Here is a 16,964-nt window from a genome sequence, read left to right as displayed (position 1 = left end):
CGTCGTCCTCAGTCCTCGTCGGTCTCGCGCAGGGCTGCGTCGTCGAGCAGGGCGAGGTCGGCCCGGGTGACGAGCTGCGACGAGACGGCGTACTCGACGAGCCGCGCGCGACGGTTGCTCGCGAGCTTCCCGATGCCGCCCCGCAAGCCCTGTACGCCCATCCGGTCGAGCTTGTCGCACACGTTGTCGAGCTTGCGGTTGAAGCGGCTCATCGTCCAGCCGAGCCGGTCGGCGGCCGCGGCGCTCGAGGGCAGCTCGCTCACGCCCACGCCGTCGCGGCGCAGCATCGGCTCGGCGAGCGCGACGATGAGCAGCTTCTGCAGCTCGGTGAGCCCGACGGGCATGACGGTCGTCTCGCCCGACGAGCGCCGCCGGTGCTCGGTCGAGAGCGAGAACGACGCGTCGTCGATGTGCGCGCCGATCTCGTAGGTCGTGGGGCCGGCGGTGAAGACGATGGATGCGTCGGAGAAGACGATCGGGAGCCGCGCGCCGGGCGAGAGCCACGACTGCACCGCGCCCCCGGCGCTCGAGACGGTCGCCGAGAGGCGCGAGCCGACGTTCGCGAGCCACCACAGCCCGTCGCGGTGGTGCACCTCGAGGAACGCGCGGTGCAGGTACTGGTTGTCGTCGACGGTGAGGTCGCCCTCGCGGCCGATGACGAACGGCCGCGCCGGGTCGAGCGTGAACCACTCCCCCGCGAACTCGAGCTGGAGCCTCGGCGCCTGCTCAGCCTGTGCCTGCTCAACCATTGACGCATCCCTTCGCATCGTTCGACTGCCGACCGTCCGAGCGCACGAGCGTGACGAGGATGCACGACTCGCCGTCGCTGTCGCGCTGCACGGTGACCGTCTCGCCCGCGGCCGTCGCGATCGTCGGGTCGGCGTCGCTCGGCTCGTAGCGGTAGCGGAAGCTGTCGCCCGCTTGGGGCTGCGCGTTGACCCACGTGAAGGTGACCGAGTCGCCCTCGACGGTGCCGACGACGTTGATGGGCGCCGGGGGCCGCTGCGGCGCGGCGGGCGCCGCGATCGTCTGGCTGGGGTTCGCGGGCGGCTGCGTCGGCGCGCTCCCCGCGACCGCCAGCCACACGATCCCGCCGCCGACGAGCACGACGAGCGCGGCGCCGACGATCGACGCGATCGTGCGGCGGCGTCGATCCGGTGCCGCCGCCTCCGCCTCCGGCGCGACGGCGGCGGGCGCGCCCGCCGCCTGGCCGGGCCGCGGCCGCCGGATCGTCGCGTCGGGCGCCGCAGCGCCGGGCGGCGTCGCGGGCGCGGGCTCGCCCGCGTGCGGGTCGATCGAGACGACGCCGCGGATGCGGGTCGCGCCGCCGTCCTCCTCGTCGACCGAGCCCGCGTCGAGCGAGTCGTCGAGCACGTCGAGCGGCGTGACGGGCAGCGCCATCTCCGCCTCGACCTGCTGCAGGGCGCGGCCGAACGCCATCGCCGTCGCGTAGCGGCGCGACGGGTCCGGGTCCATCGCCGAGGCGAGCACGGCCTCGAGCCGCGGCGGCACGTCGTGGCGCGCGAGCGGCGAGATCTCGCCGCGTTGGATGCGGTCGATGAGGTCGACGCTCGTGTTGCTGCCGCCGGGCAGCTCGAAGGGCGTCCTGCCGGCGAGCAGCGTCGAGAGCGTCGCGGCGAGCGAGAAGACGTCGGATGCGGGGGTCGACCTGGGCGGGTCCTGGAACGCCTCGGGGGGCGACCACGGGATCGACATGCCGCTCGCGTCGTCGGCGCCGCCCGCGCTCGTCGCGATGCCGAAGTCGGTGAGCGCCGGCCGGTTGTAGGCGGTGACGAGGATGTTCGCGGGCTTGATGTCGCGGTGCAGGATGCCCGCGCGGTGGGCGGTCTCGACCGCGCCGGCGATCTGCACGCCGAGCGAGAGCACCTCCGGCACCGCGAAGCGGTCGCGGCGGTAGCGCACGCCGAGGTTGGGCTTCGAGCAGTACTCCATCGCGAGGTACGGGCGCCCGTCGGGGGCGACGGCGGCGCCGTAGATCGTCACGATCGACGGGTGGGTCGAGAGCTGCGCCATGACGTTCGCCTCGTGGCGGAAGTTCTCGATCAGGTCGCGGTTGACGGCGTCGGGCAGCAGCACCTTGATCGCGACCTGCCGCGACGGCAGCAGCTGCTGGTAGAGGAAGACGTCGGCGAAGCCGCCCGAGCCGAGCAGCGAGGCGTACTCGTAGCCGGGCAGCTCAGGCGGGGCGGAGGGGGCGCGCTTCGGGCTCACTGCGCGTCCTCCGCGCGAGCGGGCTCGATCGCGACCACGACGCCGTCGCCGAGGTCGAGCCGGTCGCCGAGCTGCAGGATCGTCGCAGCCTCGGGCCGCAGCCGCTGGGGCGCCGAGCCCTCGCGCAGCAGCAGCGTGCCGTTCGTCGACGACAGGTCGACGGCGACGAGGTTCCAGTCGTCGACGCGCAGCTCGAGGTGGCTGCGCGAGATGTCCTCGCTCGGGCTCTCGACCGTCACGAGCCTCGGCACGCGGCCGTCCTCGACGCGCCGCGAGCGCGGCCGGCGGCCGAGCACGACGCCGCGGCCGAGCGGCACGCGCTCGCCCGAGGGCAGCACGGCGACGGCGACCTCCGGCCGGCGGCGCTGGGCGGTACTGCGGTCGTCGACCGGCGCGCCGCACGTCGTGCACGCCGTCGTGCCGGGCGCGTTGACGTGGCCCGACCCGCACAGCGACGAGAGCACGAGCGGACCGGTCGCGGGCGGCCCGGCCGGCTCCGCCGGTGCCGCCGCCTGCGCGGCCGCGGCGCGCTCGGCCTGGAGCCTGCGCGCCTGCTCCGCGGTGATCGTCATGCCGTCGTGGTCGCCCGCGTCCACGGGGACGGGGGCGGATGCGGCTGGCTGCGCGAGCGGGACGGGCCGCGTCGCCGCGCCCTCGGCGCCGCCGGGCGCGGGCGACGACTCGGCCGCCTCGCGAGAGGGGGCGTCGGCGCGCGGCGCCGGCGCGATCTCGCTCACGTCGACCGCCGGCTTGATGAACCCGGGCACCGAGTCGATGAGCCCGCCGATCGGCCCCTCTGCCTCGCGCGCGGGCGCGGGCGCACTGGGCTCGACCGGCGCAGCCGGCTCGGCAGCGGGAGCGCTCGACGCCGCCGATGCCGCAGCGGGCTCGGCAGCGGGCGCGCTCGCGGGCCGCGGCGCCGCGCGCTCGGCGGCGACCGCGCGGGGCGGCAGCGTCTGGCCGAAGGCGCCGAAGCGCGCGTCGTCGCCCTCGGTCTCGACGACCGGCGCCGGCACGGCCGGCTCCCGCACGGCATCCGCTCGCCCCGGGGCGATGCGCACGGCGGCGACGCGCGCGACGCCGCCCTCGAGCGGCAGCGTCTGGCCGGCGAGCGTCGCGAGCCCGCCGGCGTCGACGATCGCATCGCGCGGGGTCTCGTCGAGCGCCCACTCGGGCCCGAAGCGGTCGGGCAGCGCGTCGTCGTCCGCCGTCGCCGGCACGCCGTGGCGGCGCAGCAGCACGCGCGCATCCGCGGTGTCGACGAGCCCGGTGAGCGCGGTGGGCTCGAGCTCGAGGAGCCTCCGCAGCCCCGCGGCGTCGGCGACGGTCGCCGCGGCGTCGTAGAGGGCACGAGCCCGCACGAGCGGCAGGTCCCGCTCGCACACGACCACCGCGGCACCCGCCGCGACGCACCACGCCTCGCCGGGCGCGTACTCCAGGCGTGCGCTCATCGCAGGGCCTCTCTCGGGATGGTGTCGTCGATCGTGCGGGCGTGCGTGTCGTGCAGCTCCTCGTCGGCGAGCGCGACGGCATCCACGTCGACGACGACGACCGTGACGTTGTCGGGCGCGCCCGCGTCGAGCGCGCGGCGCAGCAGCAGCGCCGCGACCGCGGCGGGAGAGGAGACGTCGCCGAGCAGCTCGGCGATCTCGTGGTCGTCGACCTCGCCCGTGAGGCCGTCGGAGCAGACGACGAGCCGCTGGCCGCGCTCGGCGGGGCGGAGCCAGACGTCGGCCGGCTGCCGCTCTCCCGCGCCGAGCGCGCGCGTGATGACGTTGCGGTTCGGGTGCCGGCGCGCGTCGGCGCGGCGCAGGGCGCCCGTCTCGACCATCTCCTGCACCATCGAGTGGTCGACGGTCACCTGCTCGAGCCTGCCCTGCTCGTAGAGGTAGGTGCGAGAGTCGCCGACGTTGAGGATGAGCCAGTGCGCGACGCCGTCGACGTCGACGAGCACGGTGCCCGAGAGGGTCGAGCCGCCGGCACGCTCGCCGACCGCGTTGGCGTGCACGCTCTCGAAGGCGTGCTCGACGGCCGTCTCGACGCACTCGACATCCGCGAGCGTGCGGCCCTTGAGCCCGCGGAACGCCTCGATCGCGAGCGCGCTCGCGACATCGCCCGAGGCGTGGCCGCCCATCCCGTCAGCGACGACGAAGACGGGGAAGGATGCGAACACCGAGTCCTCGTTGACGCTCCGGCGCATCCCGGGGTGCGTCGTCGCCGCCCATCGCAGCGCGATCGACGGGTGACTGAAGCGGAACTCGCCGATCGCGCTCACGACGCCGCCTCGACCGTCAGGGAGCGGTCGCCGAAGCGCACGACGTCGCCCGGCTGGAGCAAGAAGGCGCGGCCCGGCTCGAGCGGCGTCTCGGCGCCCGCGCGCACGACGCTCGAGCCGTTCGTCGAGGCACGGTCGACCGCCGCGAGCGGCGAGGCGGTGAGGAGCAGGTGGGTCTTCGAGATCGAGCGCGTGTCGTCGGCGATCGGCAGCAGGTGCTCGACGACCTCTCCCGCACTCGGGGCGGGGTTGCGGCCGATGAGCGCCGCGCCCGTGATCGCGAAGCGGTCGCCGGTGTCGAAGGCGAGCGTCGCGACCGCGGCCCGCGACGAGGGGCGGGCGCGGGTGGCCTCGAGCTCCTCGTCGGGCTCGGCGATCTCGATGCGGCGCACCGTGCGGTCGTCGATCGCGTCGCCGTCGTCGGACTCGACCTCGAAGCCTGCCTCGAGATCCGGCTCGATGATCGTCTGCTCGTCGATCTGCGCGGCTGGCGCGGCTGACGCGGCAGGCTGCGCCGGCGTGCGGCCGGGCACGCTGTCGACGATGCCGCCGATCCACGGGGCGAAGCGGGGCGCGGCGGGCTGCTGCGGCTCGCGCGCGGCAGGCGCGCTCGGTCGAGGAGCGGACTGCGCCGGCGCGGAGCCGCTCAGCTCGCCCGGCCGGTAGCCGCCGAGGCGCGCGCCCCCCGCGGGCATGCCGGGGACGGTGTGCGTCGGGGTGGGCTCCGCGGCCGAGGAGGCGAGCCCGATCTGCTGCGCCCCCGGCTGCTGCGGCCGGGCCGCGCCGACGACGCCCGAGCTCGTGCGGGCACCGGGCCGATAGGCGCGGGCCGCCGCGTCCGCCGGCGTCGCGAGCGAGGGCAGCGGTGCCTTGGCGGTCTCGGGCTCGGCCTGCACCGTCTTCCGCGCGATGCGCATCTTCTTCTCGTGGTACGGGTCGAGGCCGCGGCGCACGTCGACGAACCACGTGCGCGCAGCCTTGTCGAGCCAGCTGCGGCCGCGCTTCTCGCTGTCGAACCAGACGGAGCAGAACGCGAGCGCGGGCCCCACGATCGGCACGAGGAAGAAGGCGTAGAGCAGCAGCGCGCGACCGAGCGAGCGCTTGATGCCGGGCCGCTCGAGGGTCGCGACGTGGATGGAGCGGATGCCCGTGAACGCCTTGCCGAGCGTGACGCCCTTGCGGCCGTGGAGCACGATCTGCACGATCACGAACGCGGTCGAGAGCACGAACGAGACGGCGGTCGCGACGATCATCCACACGAGGTTCGGATGCGTCGCGAGGCCGTAGGGCTGGAGGGCGCCGGTCGCGAGCCGCACGAGCGAGGGCATCGCGACGATCCAGTACGGCAGCTGCAGCAGGGCGTAGAGGGCGAACTCGATGATCGACGCGAGCGCGCGACGGCCGAGGGGCGCCGGGCGGAGCCCGAGCGCTGCCGCGTAAGCGGGGTCGGGCCGCCCGGCCTCGTCGAGGCCCTCGATGCGCTTCCGCCCCTCGTCGATCTCCCAGATCACCGTCGTCTCCGCTCTCGCCTCCGCCGGGCGAACGACCGCAGCGAGAGCCTGCCGAGCAGGCGCTCCCGCGGTGTGGCCTCGGCACGCATGCCCTGCACGCTCCGCTCGACGTCGAGCCAGAAGGCGTCGACGTCCGCCGGATCCGGCTCGCCGGGCCCGAACACGCCCTCGTCGACGAAGTCGCCGATGTCGGTCGCTCTCGATCGAGGGTAGCGATCTGCCACCGCACGGGCGACCTCGCGCCGCGTCACGCCGGCGGGCACCGGCAGCCCGAGGTCGACCGCCTCGTCGACGACCTCGTGCCACCCGCCCGAGAGCCGGTCGCTCTCGCGCTCGGCCCTGCGGCGCCGCTTCCGCCGCGCCGCCTTGAGCGCGCCGACGACGATGAAGGGGAGCAGCAGGAAGAGCAGCACGAGCAGCACGCCGCCCGCGACCCACAGCCAGACGACCCACGAGCGGTCCTCCGGCTCCTCGTCGTCCTCCTCCTGGCCCTCGTCGGCGACGGTGTCGGGCGACATCTCGGCCGGCTCCTCCGGCGGCTGCGGCGGCTGCAGCACCTGGGGCTTCGGCTCGGGCTGCGGCTCGGGCTCCGGCTGGATCTCGTCGTTGTCCTCGGGCGGCGTCGGGTCGAAGCGCACCCATCCGTGGCCCTCGAAGGGCACCTCGACCCACGCGTGCACGTCGCTGCCGGTGAGCTCGACCGGCTCGGAGCTGCCGCTGAAGCCGTCGTCGGGGTAGAGGCCCATGACGACGCGGGAGGGCACGTTGATGCGCGAGAGCGCGAGCGCGAACGCGGTCGCGTACTGCTCGTCGTCGCCGAGCAGCACCTCCTGGTCGAACATGTCCTGGATGCGCGCGGCGCCGTGCCCGGCGAGCGAGGGGATGTCGCCCTCGAGCCCGTGGCTGAAGCTGCCGTTGTTCATGAGCCGCAGCATCGTCTCGAGGTTCTCGAAGGCGCTCTGGCCGCCGGCGCCGTGCTGCGAGACCCACGCCTGCAGCAGGTCGGGGACGACGGCGGGCTCAGGCACCTGCACGCGCGTGATGGGCACGCTCTCGAGCTCCTCGTGCGAGGGCTGCGGGGGCACGATCGCTTGCAGCTCGTACGCGTCGCCGGCGCCGAGGCCGTCGAGTGCGATCGCGGTGCCCGTCTGGCCGTTGTAGTGCAGCGAGCCTTGCAGACCCGGGGCGCGCTCGCCCTCGAAGGCGAGCGATTGCATGTAGCCGACGTCGGGCACCCAGATGCCGGAGTAGTCCTGCACCTCGACCCGCACCGACGCGGTCTGCCCCGACTGCGCGACGAGCACCTCGTCGCCGATACGGGCGAACGAGCCGGAGCCGCTCGACTGCTGGGAGCCGGCGACCGCGAAGACGCTGCCGTCGTAGTGGTCGAAGGTCGCGAGCCGCAGCCGCGACCCCTCGGGCATGCCGCTGACGGTGAGGAGCGTCTCGTCCTCGAAGTTCTTGTGCCAGTTGCGGAAGCCGGCGAGCGGGCTCGGGTACTCGGCGAGCTCGATCGGCGGCTCGACGGCGTCGCGCAGCACCGCGCGGCTCGCCGGCTGCACCGGGATGCTGACGAGGCCCGCGACGAGCATGGCGCCGGCGATCATCGCGATCGCGCCGCGAGCGCGCTGCTTGCGCGCCTTGACGCGGAAGCGGCTGTCGTTCGTGACCTCGACCTCTTCGCCCCGCCCCGTGCGCCACGTCGCGCGCCGCCACGCGCACCACGCCAGGATGACGCCCGCGACGAGCGCGCCGAGCGCAGCGGGCCAGAAGGCGATCTTCGTGCCGAAGGCGATGCCGACCAGGAGGGCGACGATGCCGGGCACCATCGCGAAGGGGGCGCCGCGGTCGAGCCGCAGGGCGAGCACCGTCGCGATCGTCGCGCACAGCAGCGTGGTGAGGAACGGCACGACGAGCAGGCTCGGGAACCCCTCGGCCGGCGGCTCGGCCGTCAGCAGGCCCTTCCACGAGAACACGACGCCGAGCAGCAGCTCGCGCCATCCCTCGAGGGTCGGGATGACGCCGCCGATCGTCCGCCGCGGCACCGCGAGCGCGGGGCCGAACACGACGAGCGCGAGCACGAACCCCGCCGCCGTCATGAGCCAGCCGCGCAGCGGCCGCAGCGAGGTCGCGACGCCGACGGCGATCCCGAGGATCGCGCCGCCGAGCCCCGCGACGAGGTAGGCGGTGCCGCCGAAGACGGGGCCGAAGGAGAGGGTCGCCGCGAGCATGACCGCGAAGACGGCCGCGCAGTCGATCACGGCCTGCCGCGGGGTGCGGGGCAGCATGCGCTCGTCGGTCATTGCAGCGCCACCCCTCGCATCACGCGCGGGAGGTCGCTCACCGTACCGATCGTCGCGAGCGAGACGTCGCCGATCGGCTGCAGCCGCGGGCTCGCGCCCTGCACGACCGAGAAGACGATGACCCGCGCTTGCGGCGTCAGCAGGGTGCGCGCGCGGCGCACGAGGGCGGCGTCGATCGGGGCGCCCGCGTGGAGCACGATGACGGATGCGCCGGCGTGGTCGCGCGCGATCGTCGCGGCGAGGTCGAGGAAGCGGTCGTCGCGCGGTGACCACTCGACGCCCGAGAGCGCGTCGAGCAGGCGCTTGCCGGTGCTCGCGGGCACGGTCCTGCGCGAGGTCTGCACGGCGACGTCCATCTCGTCGCGGATCGCCTGCAGACCGAGCGAGCCGAGGATCGAGATGGCGGTCTCGAACTCCGACGGGTCGGCGTAGTCGTCCGGCGAGGTCGAGAGCCCGAGCGCGAGCACGCTGCGGCGGGTCTGCTCGAACTGCCGCACCATGAGCTGGCCCGTGCGGGCCGACGACTTCCAGTGGATGTAGCGCCGGTCGTCGCCCGCGACGTAGTCGCGCAGCGCGTGGAAGGCGATGTCGCTGTTCGTGAGGTCGCGGGTCGTGATGCCCTCGAGGTCGCGGATGAGGCCCGGCGCGGTCTCGTCGAGCTGCACCGTCTTCGGGTGCACGTAGAGCTCGACGGGATCCGTCCACCGCACCTGTCGCCGGAGGAGCCCGACGGGGTCGCCGCGCACGGAGCGCACGGGACCGACCTGCAGGATCGTCCGGCGGCTCGTGGGGATCGCGAAGACGTCCTCGTGCACGTCGCCCGGCTGCATGCGCGGCAGGTGGAACGAGGCGAGCGCCTTGCCGACGGGCACCTCGATCGTCGCGGGCAGCAGTGGCTTCGTCGAGGCGGCGTGGATCTCGATGCGGCCGAGCGCCCGCTCCCCCACGACGACGCGCGTGTAGGCGAGGTCGAGCTCGATCCGGTAGCGGTTGCGCCCGACGATGAAGGCGATCGCGGCGCCGAGCAGGAGCGCGCCGGCGATGCCCATGACGATGAGCTCCTTCCAGCCGAGCGCGATCCCGGCCGCGAGCGCGAGCGCGGTCGCGATGAGCACGGCCCAGCCGAAGCCCGTGATCGGCTCGATCGCCGGCCAGATGCGCTCGCGCACCACGCGGCCCGCTCGGCGCAGCCAGTCGGCCGCAGCCGACTCGTCGCCGACGAAGCGCGCGGCGAAGCGCTGCCACGGCGTGCGCTCGCGCTCGACGGCACGGCGCAGCCGCGTCGTCTCCGACGCCGGGCGAGTGCCGGTCGTCGAGCCGGTGTCTGGGTCAGGTGCGGGGGTCGGGGTCGCCCGCTCGGGCGCCGTGGTCACGCAGCGTGCTGCCGGTCCTGCGGGGCCGAGGTGTCGGCGAGCGCGCGGTCGATGATGCGGTCGCCCGTGACGCCCGAGAACTCCGCCTCGGGATCGATGACGACGCGGTGCGCCCACACCGGCTGCACGAGCTCCTTGACGTCGTCGGGCAGCACGAACGCGCGACCCTTCGACGCGGCCCACACCTTGACGGCGCGCATGAGCGCCATCGCGCCGCGCACCGAGACGCCGAGCCGCGTGTCCTTCGAGTCGCGCGTGTGCTCCGAGAGCTGCGCGACGTAGTCGAGCACCGCGTCGTCGACGTGGACGGTCGCGGCGAGGTCGATCATCTCGGCGATCGCGCTCGTCGTGATGACGGGCTGCACGCCCGAGGAGGCGTTGCGGTTCGAGGCGCCAGCGAGGATGCGCACCGTCTGCTCGCGGCCGGGGTAGCCGATCGAGGTCTTCATGAGGAAGCGGTCCAGCTGCGCCTCGGGCAGCCGGTAGGTGCCGGCCTGCTCGATCGGGTTCTGCGTCGCGATGACCATGAAGGGGCGCCCGACCGAGTAGGGCGTGCCGTCGACCGTGACGCGGCCCTCCTCCATGACCTCGAGGAGTGCGGACTGGGTCTTCGGGCTCGCTCGGTTGATCTCGTCGGCGAGCACGATCGAGGCGAAGATCGGGCCCTTGTGGAACTCGAACTCGCCCGTCTTCTGGTCGTAGACGGTGACGCCCGTGACGTCGGAGGGCAGCAGATCGGGCGTGAACTGGATGCGGTGGTTCGTGCCCTGCACCGTCGCGCCCATCGACTTGGCGAGCTGCGTCTTGCCCGTGCCCGGCGCGTCCTCGAGCAGCAGGTGCCCCTCGGAGAACATCGCCGTGAAGGCGAGCCGGATGACGTCCTCCTTGCCGAGGACGACGCTGCCGACGTTGTCGACGAGGCGCGTGAACGTCTCGGCGAACCAAGCGGCCTGCTCGCGGGTCATGGTGCTCGTCATCGTGTTCCCATCTTGGTCATGGCCAGTTCACCCTCGAGGTCTCGAGGTCGATCCCGTTGCCCCAGACGCGCATCCACGCCTGGCCCCTGAAGCCGGAGTAGCAGGTGTTGTTGTCGCCCGCCTCGCCCTGGTACTCGCTGATCGTGCTGCCGTTGCGGCTCGTGATGTTCACGCGCCCGCTCTCGAACGCGTTCCCCGCACCGTTGCCGGAACCGGTGTTGTGGCAGCTGAAGCTGTAGATGCCCGGCTCGAAGTCGGTCCAGTTGAGGCGGTACCACCGGCATTGCTCGCCGTTCGCGCCCTGGCACGAGCCGGCGTGCGCGACGCCGCCGTCGCTGAGCGAGACGCTCGGGCGCAGCCGCTCCTGCGCCGTGGCCTGCGCGGTCGCGGTCGTCGTCTGTCCCTCGCCTGGTTGCCCCGTTGTCGCTCGCACATCGATACGGACAGACTGTCCGCCTCCAACCCGGTGGGTCTCGCGCCCCGAGCGGCCAACATCCCGCCAGCCGCCTCCGTTGATCTGGATCTGAACTGAAATCGGGCGCCCATTCGCGGCAGGAGCGTCCCAATTGACCGTCACCTGCTCCACGGCCGCAACGGCTCCCGCAGTCGGCGACCCGATCGGCCCGTACGGCCGTGCTCGCACCACGTTCGAGGCGGAGCTCGAATAAGTGAATCCGTCCACCACCGAGATTGCGACCACGCTGACGCTGTAGCCCGTATCTGAGTTCGCGAGGGACCCGATCTGCTGCCGTCCAGTCCCTAGGGGCGCTTCCCTTCGGTTTCCGTCGACCACCGCGAAGTACTGGATCTCGTTGGCACGCGCTCCGTTGGTGGACCCGGGCGAGACGTCGATCGTCACTGAGCGATCGTTGTCGCTGACGTGAGCGATGGATGGCGGATCGGGTGTAGTGGCGTCGCGCACCGCCGCGGACGCCGCGCTGGGCTGGGAAGTACCCGCGTCGTTCGTTGCCGTCACCACGAATGTGTAGCTGCCGGCGGAGGATGCTGCGTTGACGCCACCTCGGAAGCTAGTGCGGGCGCTGCCTTCACCCCGCACAGTGATCGCCCGCTCGGTTTGTGGCGCACCGTTGTAGTGAGGGGTCACTGTGTAGTACTCGATCGGAGCGCCGTTGTTGTTCGGGGCACTCCACGTGACGTCGATCTGAACGTCGCCAGGGATGCTGGCGTTCCGCTCGGCCCTCGGTGCCGCCATCTGCATCGGGGGGCCGGCGGGCGTGACAGCCTGCGAATATGCAGAGAAGTCGCTCGGCTCGTCGGCGAGGTTCACGGCCTGGATGCGGAACGTGTACGACGTGCCGTTCAGGAGGCCCGTCCACGTGTAGCTGGAGCTGCCGCCGCTCACGGTCTGCTGCACGACGCCCCCCGGCGCGGGCGGGGAGATCTCGATGCGGTACTCCTGGATGGGCGAGCCGCGATTGGCCGGCGGCACCCACGCGAGCGATACCTGGGTGTCACCGCGCGTGATCGCCGGCGGCGCCGGCTGCTCGGGGCGCACGTCGGGGCGCGCCTCGTTCGAGGCCGCCGAGGGGTCGGAGTCGCCGACTTCGTTCTGCGCGACGACCTGGAAGCGATAGGTCACGTTGTTCGTGAGGCCGGTGACCGTGCACGTCGTCGCGGGGCACGGGAAGCTGATCGCGCCGTCGACCGACTTGACGACGTAGCCCGTGATGGGCGCGCCGTTCGAGGGCGGGGCACCCCACGTGAGCGTCACTTGCGAGTCGCCCGTCGCGTCGACGTTCGGGCGCGGCGGCGCGTCGGGGCGGCCCTTGACGTTGAGCGTCAGCGTGCCCGTCACGTGACGCGCGGTGAGCTCGGTCGCATCCTCGACCGTGTAGCGAACGGTGAGCACGCCGTGGAAGTCGGCGCCCGGGGTGACGGTCACCTCCCGGTCGTTGTGCGAGACCTGCCCCTGCCCCGCGACCGACTCGGCGGAGATGACGCGCAGCGGCTCGCCGCGATCGGCGAAGGGGTTGAAGTCGTTGGCGATGACGTCGGTCGTGAGCGCGATGCCCTGCGTCGCCTCGCCGCTGTCGGGGCGCGCCTCGGCGAGCGGCCGCGTCGTGGCGACGACCTCGACGACGACCGTGCCGGGCGCCTCGTTGCCGTGCGGGTCGATCGCGACGATCTGGAACGAGCCGCTCGTGCCGGGCGGCGTCGTGAGGTCAGCGGTCGCGGTGAAGACGCCGTCCTGCAGCGACACCGAGACGCCGGCCATCGACCCGCCGCGCTGCTCGAAGACCATCGCCTCGAGGTCACCGGGGTCGGGGTCGCGCGTCGCGTCGCGGAGGTCGAAGACCGCCGCCTGCTCCCCCGCCTCGGGACGGAGGATCGCGCCGGCGAAGGTCGGTGCGACGACGCTCGAGGGCGTGACCTCGATCGCGATCGTGAGCACCGCGGTGTTGCCGTTCGGGTCGTCCGGGCCGGTGCCGTCCGTCACCTCGAACGTGATGGATGCGGGACCGACGTAGCCCTGCGGGGACTGGAAGCGCAGCGTGTGCTCGTCGACGATGCTCTCGGAGCCGTCGTGGTTGACCGCCGAGACGCTGTCACCCGTCGTGATGCGGGGCGCCGCGCCGTTCGAGGTCGTGACGTAGTCGCGCAGCGGCAGCTCGAGCGGCAGCCCCGAGCCGATCTGCGCCGGCTCGGTCTTCGAGAGGAAGGGCGCGCGGTCGCGCACGGGGGGCACCGCGACGAACGCCTCGGCGGTGAGTCCGTCGATGTCGGTCACGCGATAGGTGACGACCTGGAACGCCTCGGTCGGGACGACCTGCACGGTGCCGCGCACGACATCCGCCTCCCCCGTCACGATCGAGAGCTCGAGCTCGCTCGGGTCGCCGTCGAGGTCGAGGTCGTTGTCGAGCACCGGCACGTCGAACGCCTGGCCGAGCTCCACCTGGTCGCGCGGCAGCGGGTCGTCGCGCGCGATGGGCGCCAGCAGCTCCGCGTCCTCGGTGACCGTGAGCATGACCGAGCCCGTCGCGCTCGCGCCGCGCGCATCCACGACCGAGTAGGTGAACTGGTAGGTGCCCGGTTCCGAGGGCGAGCGGAGGTCGACGGTGTCGCGCTCGGTGTTGACCTCGGCGTCGGGCAGCTGCTCGGTGCCCTCGAGTCCGTCGACGAGGAGCCTCAGCGCATCCTGATCCGGATCGGAGTCGTTCTCGAGCACCGGGATCGCGATCCGCCGGTCGGGGCGCACGTCGACGTAGTCCGGCTGGGCGAAGGGCGTCTGGTTGATGTCGGCGGCCTGCGCGATGCCGATGATCGCGGTCGCCGTGCCTTCGGCGCCCCAGCGGTCGCGCACGCGATAGGTGAACTCGACGGTGCCGGCGCTGTCGGGGAAGGCCTCGAAGTCGAAGTAGTCGGGGCCGACGGTCGGCAGGATGCGGCCGCCCTCGGGCGCGGTGTCGTAGCCGACGAGCTCGACGCCGTCGCCGTCCGGATCGATGCCGTCGAGCGGGATCGGGATGCGCACGGTCGAGCCCGCGAGCACGCGCGACGTGACCGTCTGCGGCGCGGGCGAGGAGTTCGACTCCGCGTCGCGCGGCACGATCGTCACCGCGACCGTCGCGGAGTCGCGGTTGCCGAAGTCGTCCTCGACCTCGTAGACCACCGTCGCGCGCGTCGGGCCGCCCTCGAGCGCGTGCACGCGCAGCCGGCCCTCGGAGATGAACGCGACGCCCTCCGCCTCGGAGGCGAAGCTCGTCGAGACGACGCGCTCGGCGACCCAGAACGGCGTGCCGTCGGGCGAGAAGTCGTTGTCGATGACGTCGATGGTGCCGTAGTCGCCCGCGCGCACGGTCATCGCATCGTCGACGGCCTTCGGCGCGCGCGGCTGCGCGGGCGGCACGACGGGGATGACCTCGACCGTGCCGGTCTCGGAGAAGCGGCCGTTCGAGACGGTGTAGGTGAACTGGAAGGGCGACTCGAGCCCGCGGTTGTCGACGATGCTCACGATCCGGCGGTCGCGCAGCTCGACGCTGATCGGCGCGCCGTTCTCGATCTCGAACTGCTGGACGACGAGCACGCCGCCCGCAGGGTCGACGTCGTTGGCGAGCAGGTCGACGAGCGCCGTGCCCTGCTGCGGCACGAGCGCGATGTCGCGCACCGCGACGGGCCGGGCCTCCTCGTCGGGAGTGCGGATGTCGACGCGCACGCGGCCCTGGCTCGAGAGGGCGCCGTCGGCGACGAGGTAGGTGAAGTAGTGCGTGCCGACCGGCCCGCCCTGCACCTTGACCGTGCCCGTCGTCGCGTCCCACGTCATGTCGAGGCTCGCGGCCGGTTCGACCGACGCGAGGCGCAGCGGCCGCCCCGACGGGGAGAAGTCGTTGAGCATCGGCCGGATCGTGGCCTCGCGGCCCTCGATCGTCGTGATGAAGTCGGCGTTCGCGAGCGGGTTCGCCGTGCCGCGCTCACGCACGTCGACCGTGATCTCGCCCGTCGTCTCGGAGCGCCCGTCGGAGACGGTGATCGACACGCTCTGGAGGCCGATCTCGCCGGTCGCGGTGTAGACGAGCCTGCCCGAGGGGTCGGTCTGGATCGTGTCGCCGGAGTCGGTCGTCGCACCCACGAGGTACATGTCATCGCCGTCGGGGTCGACCCAGTCGGCGAGCACCTGGTACTCGTACTCCCCGCCCTGCTCGACGGCGAACGCCTGCGCGCGGAGCGCCTCCGGCACGTCGTTCTCGCCCTCGCCGCGCACGGTGAGCGTGACCGTCGCCTGATCGCGGCCCTCGCGGCCGTCGTGGATCTCGTAGCCGAACGTGAAGGTGCCAGCCGCCTGGTCGAGCGGCAGCTGCACCTGCAGCTGGGAGTCGTTCGCGACCGGCGCCACCGAGACGCCCGTCGGCAGGTCGCCGACGACGCGCGCCGTGAGCACGTCACCGTCGGCGTCGACGTCGTTCCAGAGCACCGGGAGAAGGGTCGAGGTGCCGGGGCGCGCGCCGAAGCGGTCGTCCTCGGCGTTCGGCTCGGTGTTCTCCTCGTTGATGGGCGGCGGCTGGTTCGTCAGCAGGTCGTCGGTCGACTCCGAGTCCTCCTCGTCGGAGCGGCTCTCGTCCTGCGGCGGCACGAGGTCCTCCCAGTTGTCGACGAGGATGAGCGTGTCCGAGAGCAACCACGATGCGCCCTCGACGAACTGGTTGAGCACGACGGCGTCGCGGTTGACGCGGAACTTCGCGGGCGAGCCGTCCATCTCGGGCACTTGCGCGCGCAGGTCGCGCGCGTCGTCGTCGCAGTCGCGCACGAACTGGGCACTCCCGGGCCAGACGCCGTAGACGCATCCGCCGAGCTGCACGGGCCGCACCGCCTCGCCGCCGCCCGCGATCCCCTCGACCTCGGCGTCGCCGCCGCCGAGCGGCTGGCGGATGAGGCTGTCGGGCGTGGCGAGGATGACGCGGTCGGAGCGGTCGCCGTCGAGCTGCACCGCGGCGCCCTCGGGCGTGGAGACCGCGCCGCCCGGCAGCAGCAGCGTCGACGTGGCCCCGTCGTGCACGACCGCGCGGTCGCCCACCGTCGTGACGATCGGCTCCTCCATCGCGCCGAGCTCGTCGCGACCGCGCAGCTCCGCCTCGCCGATCGCGCCGTCGACGAGCGGGAGCGTCAGCTCCTGCGCGTCGGCGATCGAGACCGCGTGCACCGTGCCGTCGCGGCCGACCGTGACGGCCGCCCCCGCGCCGAGCTCCGCGACGGGATCGGTGTGCTCGGGCGAGAAGCCGCCGATGTCGGCGAACCGCATCGCCCACAGCGCGCCGTCGGCGGGGTCGACGATCGCGACGACACCGCCGCCGAGCGCGATGCCCGCTTGCGGGGGCAGCTGCACCGCGGTGCCGGTGACGACCTGCGTCGGGTCGACGAGCAGGGCGACGGATGCCTCCTGGTTGTGGAGGAGGACGTCGTCGCCGTCCTGCAGCACGTCGAACGTCGCGGTCGGCGAGATGAGCCCGGCGTCGAGCTCCTCCGCCTGCACATTGATGCGGCCGAGCTGCTGGGACGACTGCTTCGTGACCCAGACGCCGCCGTCGTTCAGGTCGACATCGGTCGTCGTGAATCCCTCGTGCGTGAAGGCGACGATGCCCAGTGCGACGGAGACGGCGGTGATGAGGGCTCCGGCGGCCGTCGACTTGCGATGGCGCGAGAGAGACCTGAGCACAGGGCTGCCCCTTCCGACGGCACGGGTAGCCGTACCCCGCTGGGGGACGGCGGCCCCATTGTGCCAGACCTGAGCAAGCGCCAATCGCCTGATGAGCGACGGCGTCGAATGCTGGGTATCGGCG

Annotated in this window: 9 protein-coding genes; all 9 read right to left on the bottom strand. The window is 73.1% G+C overall.

Features of this window, described 5'->3' with window-relative positions:
- Nucleotides 1-8: 8 nt before the first annotated feature.
- Genes ACP7BI_RS04045 through ACP7BI_RS04005 form a run of 9 tightly spaced genes read right to left on the bottom strand, consistent with a single transcriptional unit; the run spans nucleotide 9 to nucleotide 16,840 of the window.
- Nucleotides 9-749: a hypothetical protein gene (locus ACP7BI_RS04045; protein ID WP_211446721.1), complete on the bottom strand. Its 741-nt coding sequence runs from the start codon at nucleotides 747-749 to the stop codon at nucleotides 9-11.
- Nucleotides 742-2,232: a serine/threonine-protein kinase gene (locus ACP7BI_RS04040; protein ID WP_425843917.1), complete on the bottom strand. Its 1,491-nt coding sequence runs from the start codon at nucleotides 2,230-2,232 to the stop codon at nucleotides 742-744. Before ACP7BI_RS04040 ends, ACP7BI_RS04045 begins: the two co-directional genes overlap by 8 nt.
- The gene (locus tag ACP7BI_RS04035; RefSeq protein WP_425843916.1) at nucleotides 2,229-3,683 is read right to left on the bottom strand and encodes an FHA domain-containing protein; all 1,455 of its coding nucleotides are present in this window, start codon (nucleotides 3,681-3,683) and stop codon (nucleotides 2,229-2,231) included. The genes ACP7BI_RS04040 and ACP7BI_RS04035 overlap by 4 nt, the downstream gene beginning before the upstream one ends.
- On the bottom strand, nucleotides 3,680-4,507 hold the full coding sequence (locus ACP7BI_RS04030; protein WP_425843914.1) for a PP2C family protein-serine/threonine phosphatase: 828 nt from the start codon (nucleotides 4,505-4,507) through the stop codon (nucleotides 3,680-3,682). The genes ACP7BI_RS04035 and ACP7BI_RS04030 overlap by 4 nt, the downstream gene beginning before the upstream one ends.
- Nucleotides 4,504-6,018 carry an RDD family protein gene (locus ACP7BI_RS04025; protein ID WP_425843913.1) on the bottom strand — a complete coding sequence of 505 codons (1,515 nt, stop codon included), beginning with the start codon at nucleotides 6,016-6,018 and terminating at the stop codon, nucleotides 4,504-4,506. Before ACP7BI_RS04025 ends, ACP7BI_RS04030 begins: the two co-directional genes overlap by 4 nt.
- A complete protein-coding gene (locus ACP7BI_RS04020) occupies nucleotides 6,015-8,321 on the bottom strand; it encodes a transglutaminase TgpA family protein (RefSeq protein WP_425843911.1) in 2,307 nt (768 codons plus the stop codon). The genes ACP7BI_RS04025 and ACP7BI_RS04020 overlap by 4 nt, the downstream gene beginning before the upstream one ends.
- The gene (locus tag ACP7BI_RS04015) at nucleotides 8,318-9,694 is read right to left on the bottom strand and encodes a DUF58 domain-containing protein (RefSeq protein WP_425843910.1); all 1,377 of its coding nucleotides are present in this window, start codon (nucleotides 9,692-9,694) and stop codon (nucleotides 8,318-8,320) included. Before ACP7BI_RS04015 ends, ACP7BI_RS04020 begins: the two co-directional genes overlap by 4 nt.
- A complete protein-coding gene (locus tag ACP7BI_RS04010) occupies nucleotides 9,691-10,671 on the bottom strand; it encodes an AAA family ATPase (protein WP_425843909.1) in 981 nt (326 codons plus the stop codon). Before ACP7BI_RS04010 ends, ACP7BI_RS04015 begins: the two co-directional genes overlap by 4 nt.
- Nucleotides 10,672-10,687: 16 nt before the next feature.
- Nucleotides 10,688-16,840, bottom strand: a complete 6,153-nt coding sequence (locus tag ACP7BI_RS04005) for an Ig-like domain-containing protein (protein ID WP_425843907.1) — start codon at nucleotides 16,838-16,840, stop codon at nucleotides 10,688-10,690.
- Between the last annotated feature and the right edge of the window lie 124 nt (nucleotides 16,841-16,964).

This window comes from Agrococcus sp. TSP3-2-1, from assembly GCF_049897585.1.
Lineage (GTDB): Bacteria > Actinomycetota > Actinomycetes > Actinomycetales > Microbacteriaceae > Agrococcus.
This window is presented reverse-complemented; position numbering and strand designations above follow the sequence as displayed.

Excerpts from the sequence above, each read along its gene's own strand:
- ACP7BI_RS04010 (WP_425843909.1), bottom strand. The coding sequence starts at position 10,671 with ATGACGAGCACCATGACCCGCGAGCAGGCCGCTTGGTTCGCCGAGACG.
- ACP7BI_RS04035 (WP_425843916.1), bottom strand. The coding sequence starts at position 3,683 with ATGAGCGCACGCCTGGAGTACGCGCCCGGCGAGGCGTGGTGCGTCGCG.
- ACP7BI_RS04020 (WP_425843911.1), bottom strand. The coding sequence starts at position 8,321 with ATGACCGACGAGCGCATGCTGCCCCGCACCCCGCGGCAGGCCGTGATC.
- ACP7BI_RS04045 (WP_211446721.1), bottom strand. The coding sequence starts at position 749 with ATGGTTGAGCAGGCACAGGCTGAGCAGGCGCCGAGGCTCCAGCTCGAG.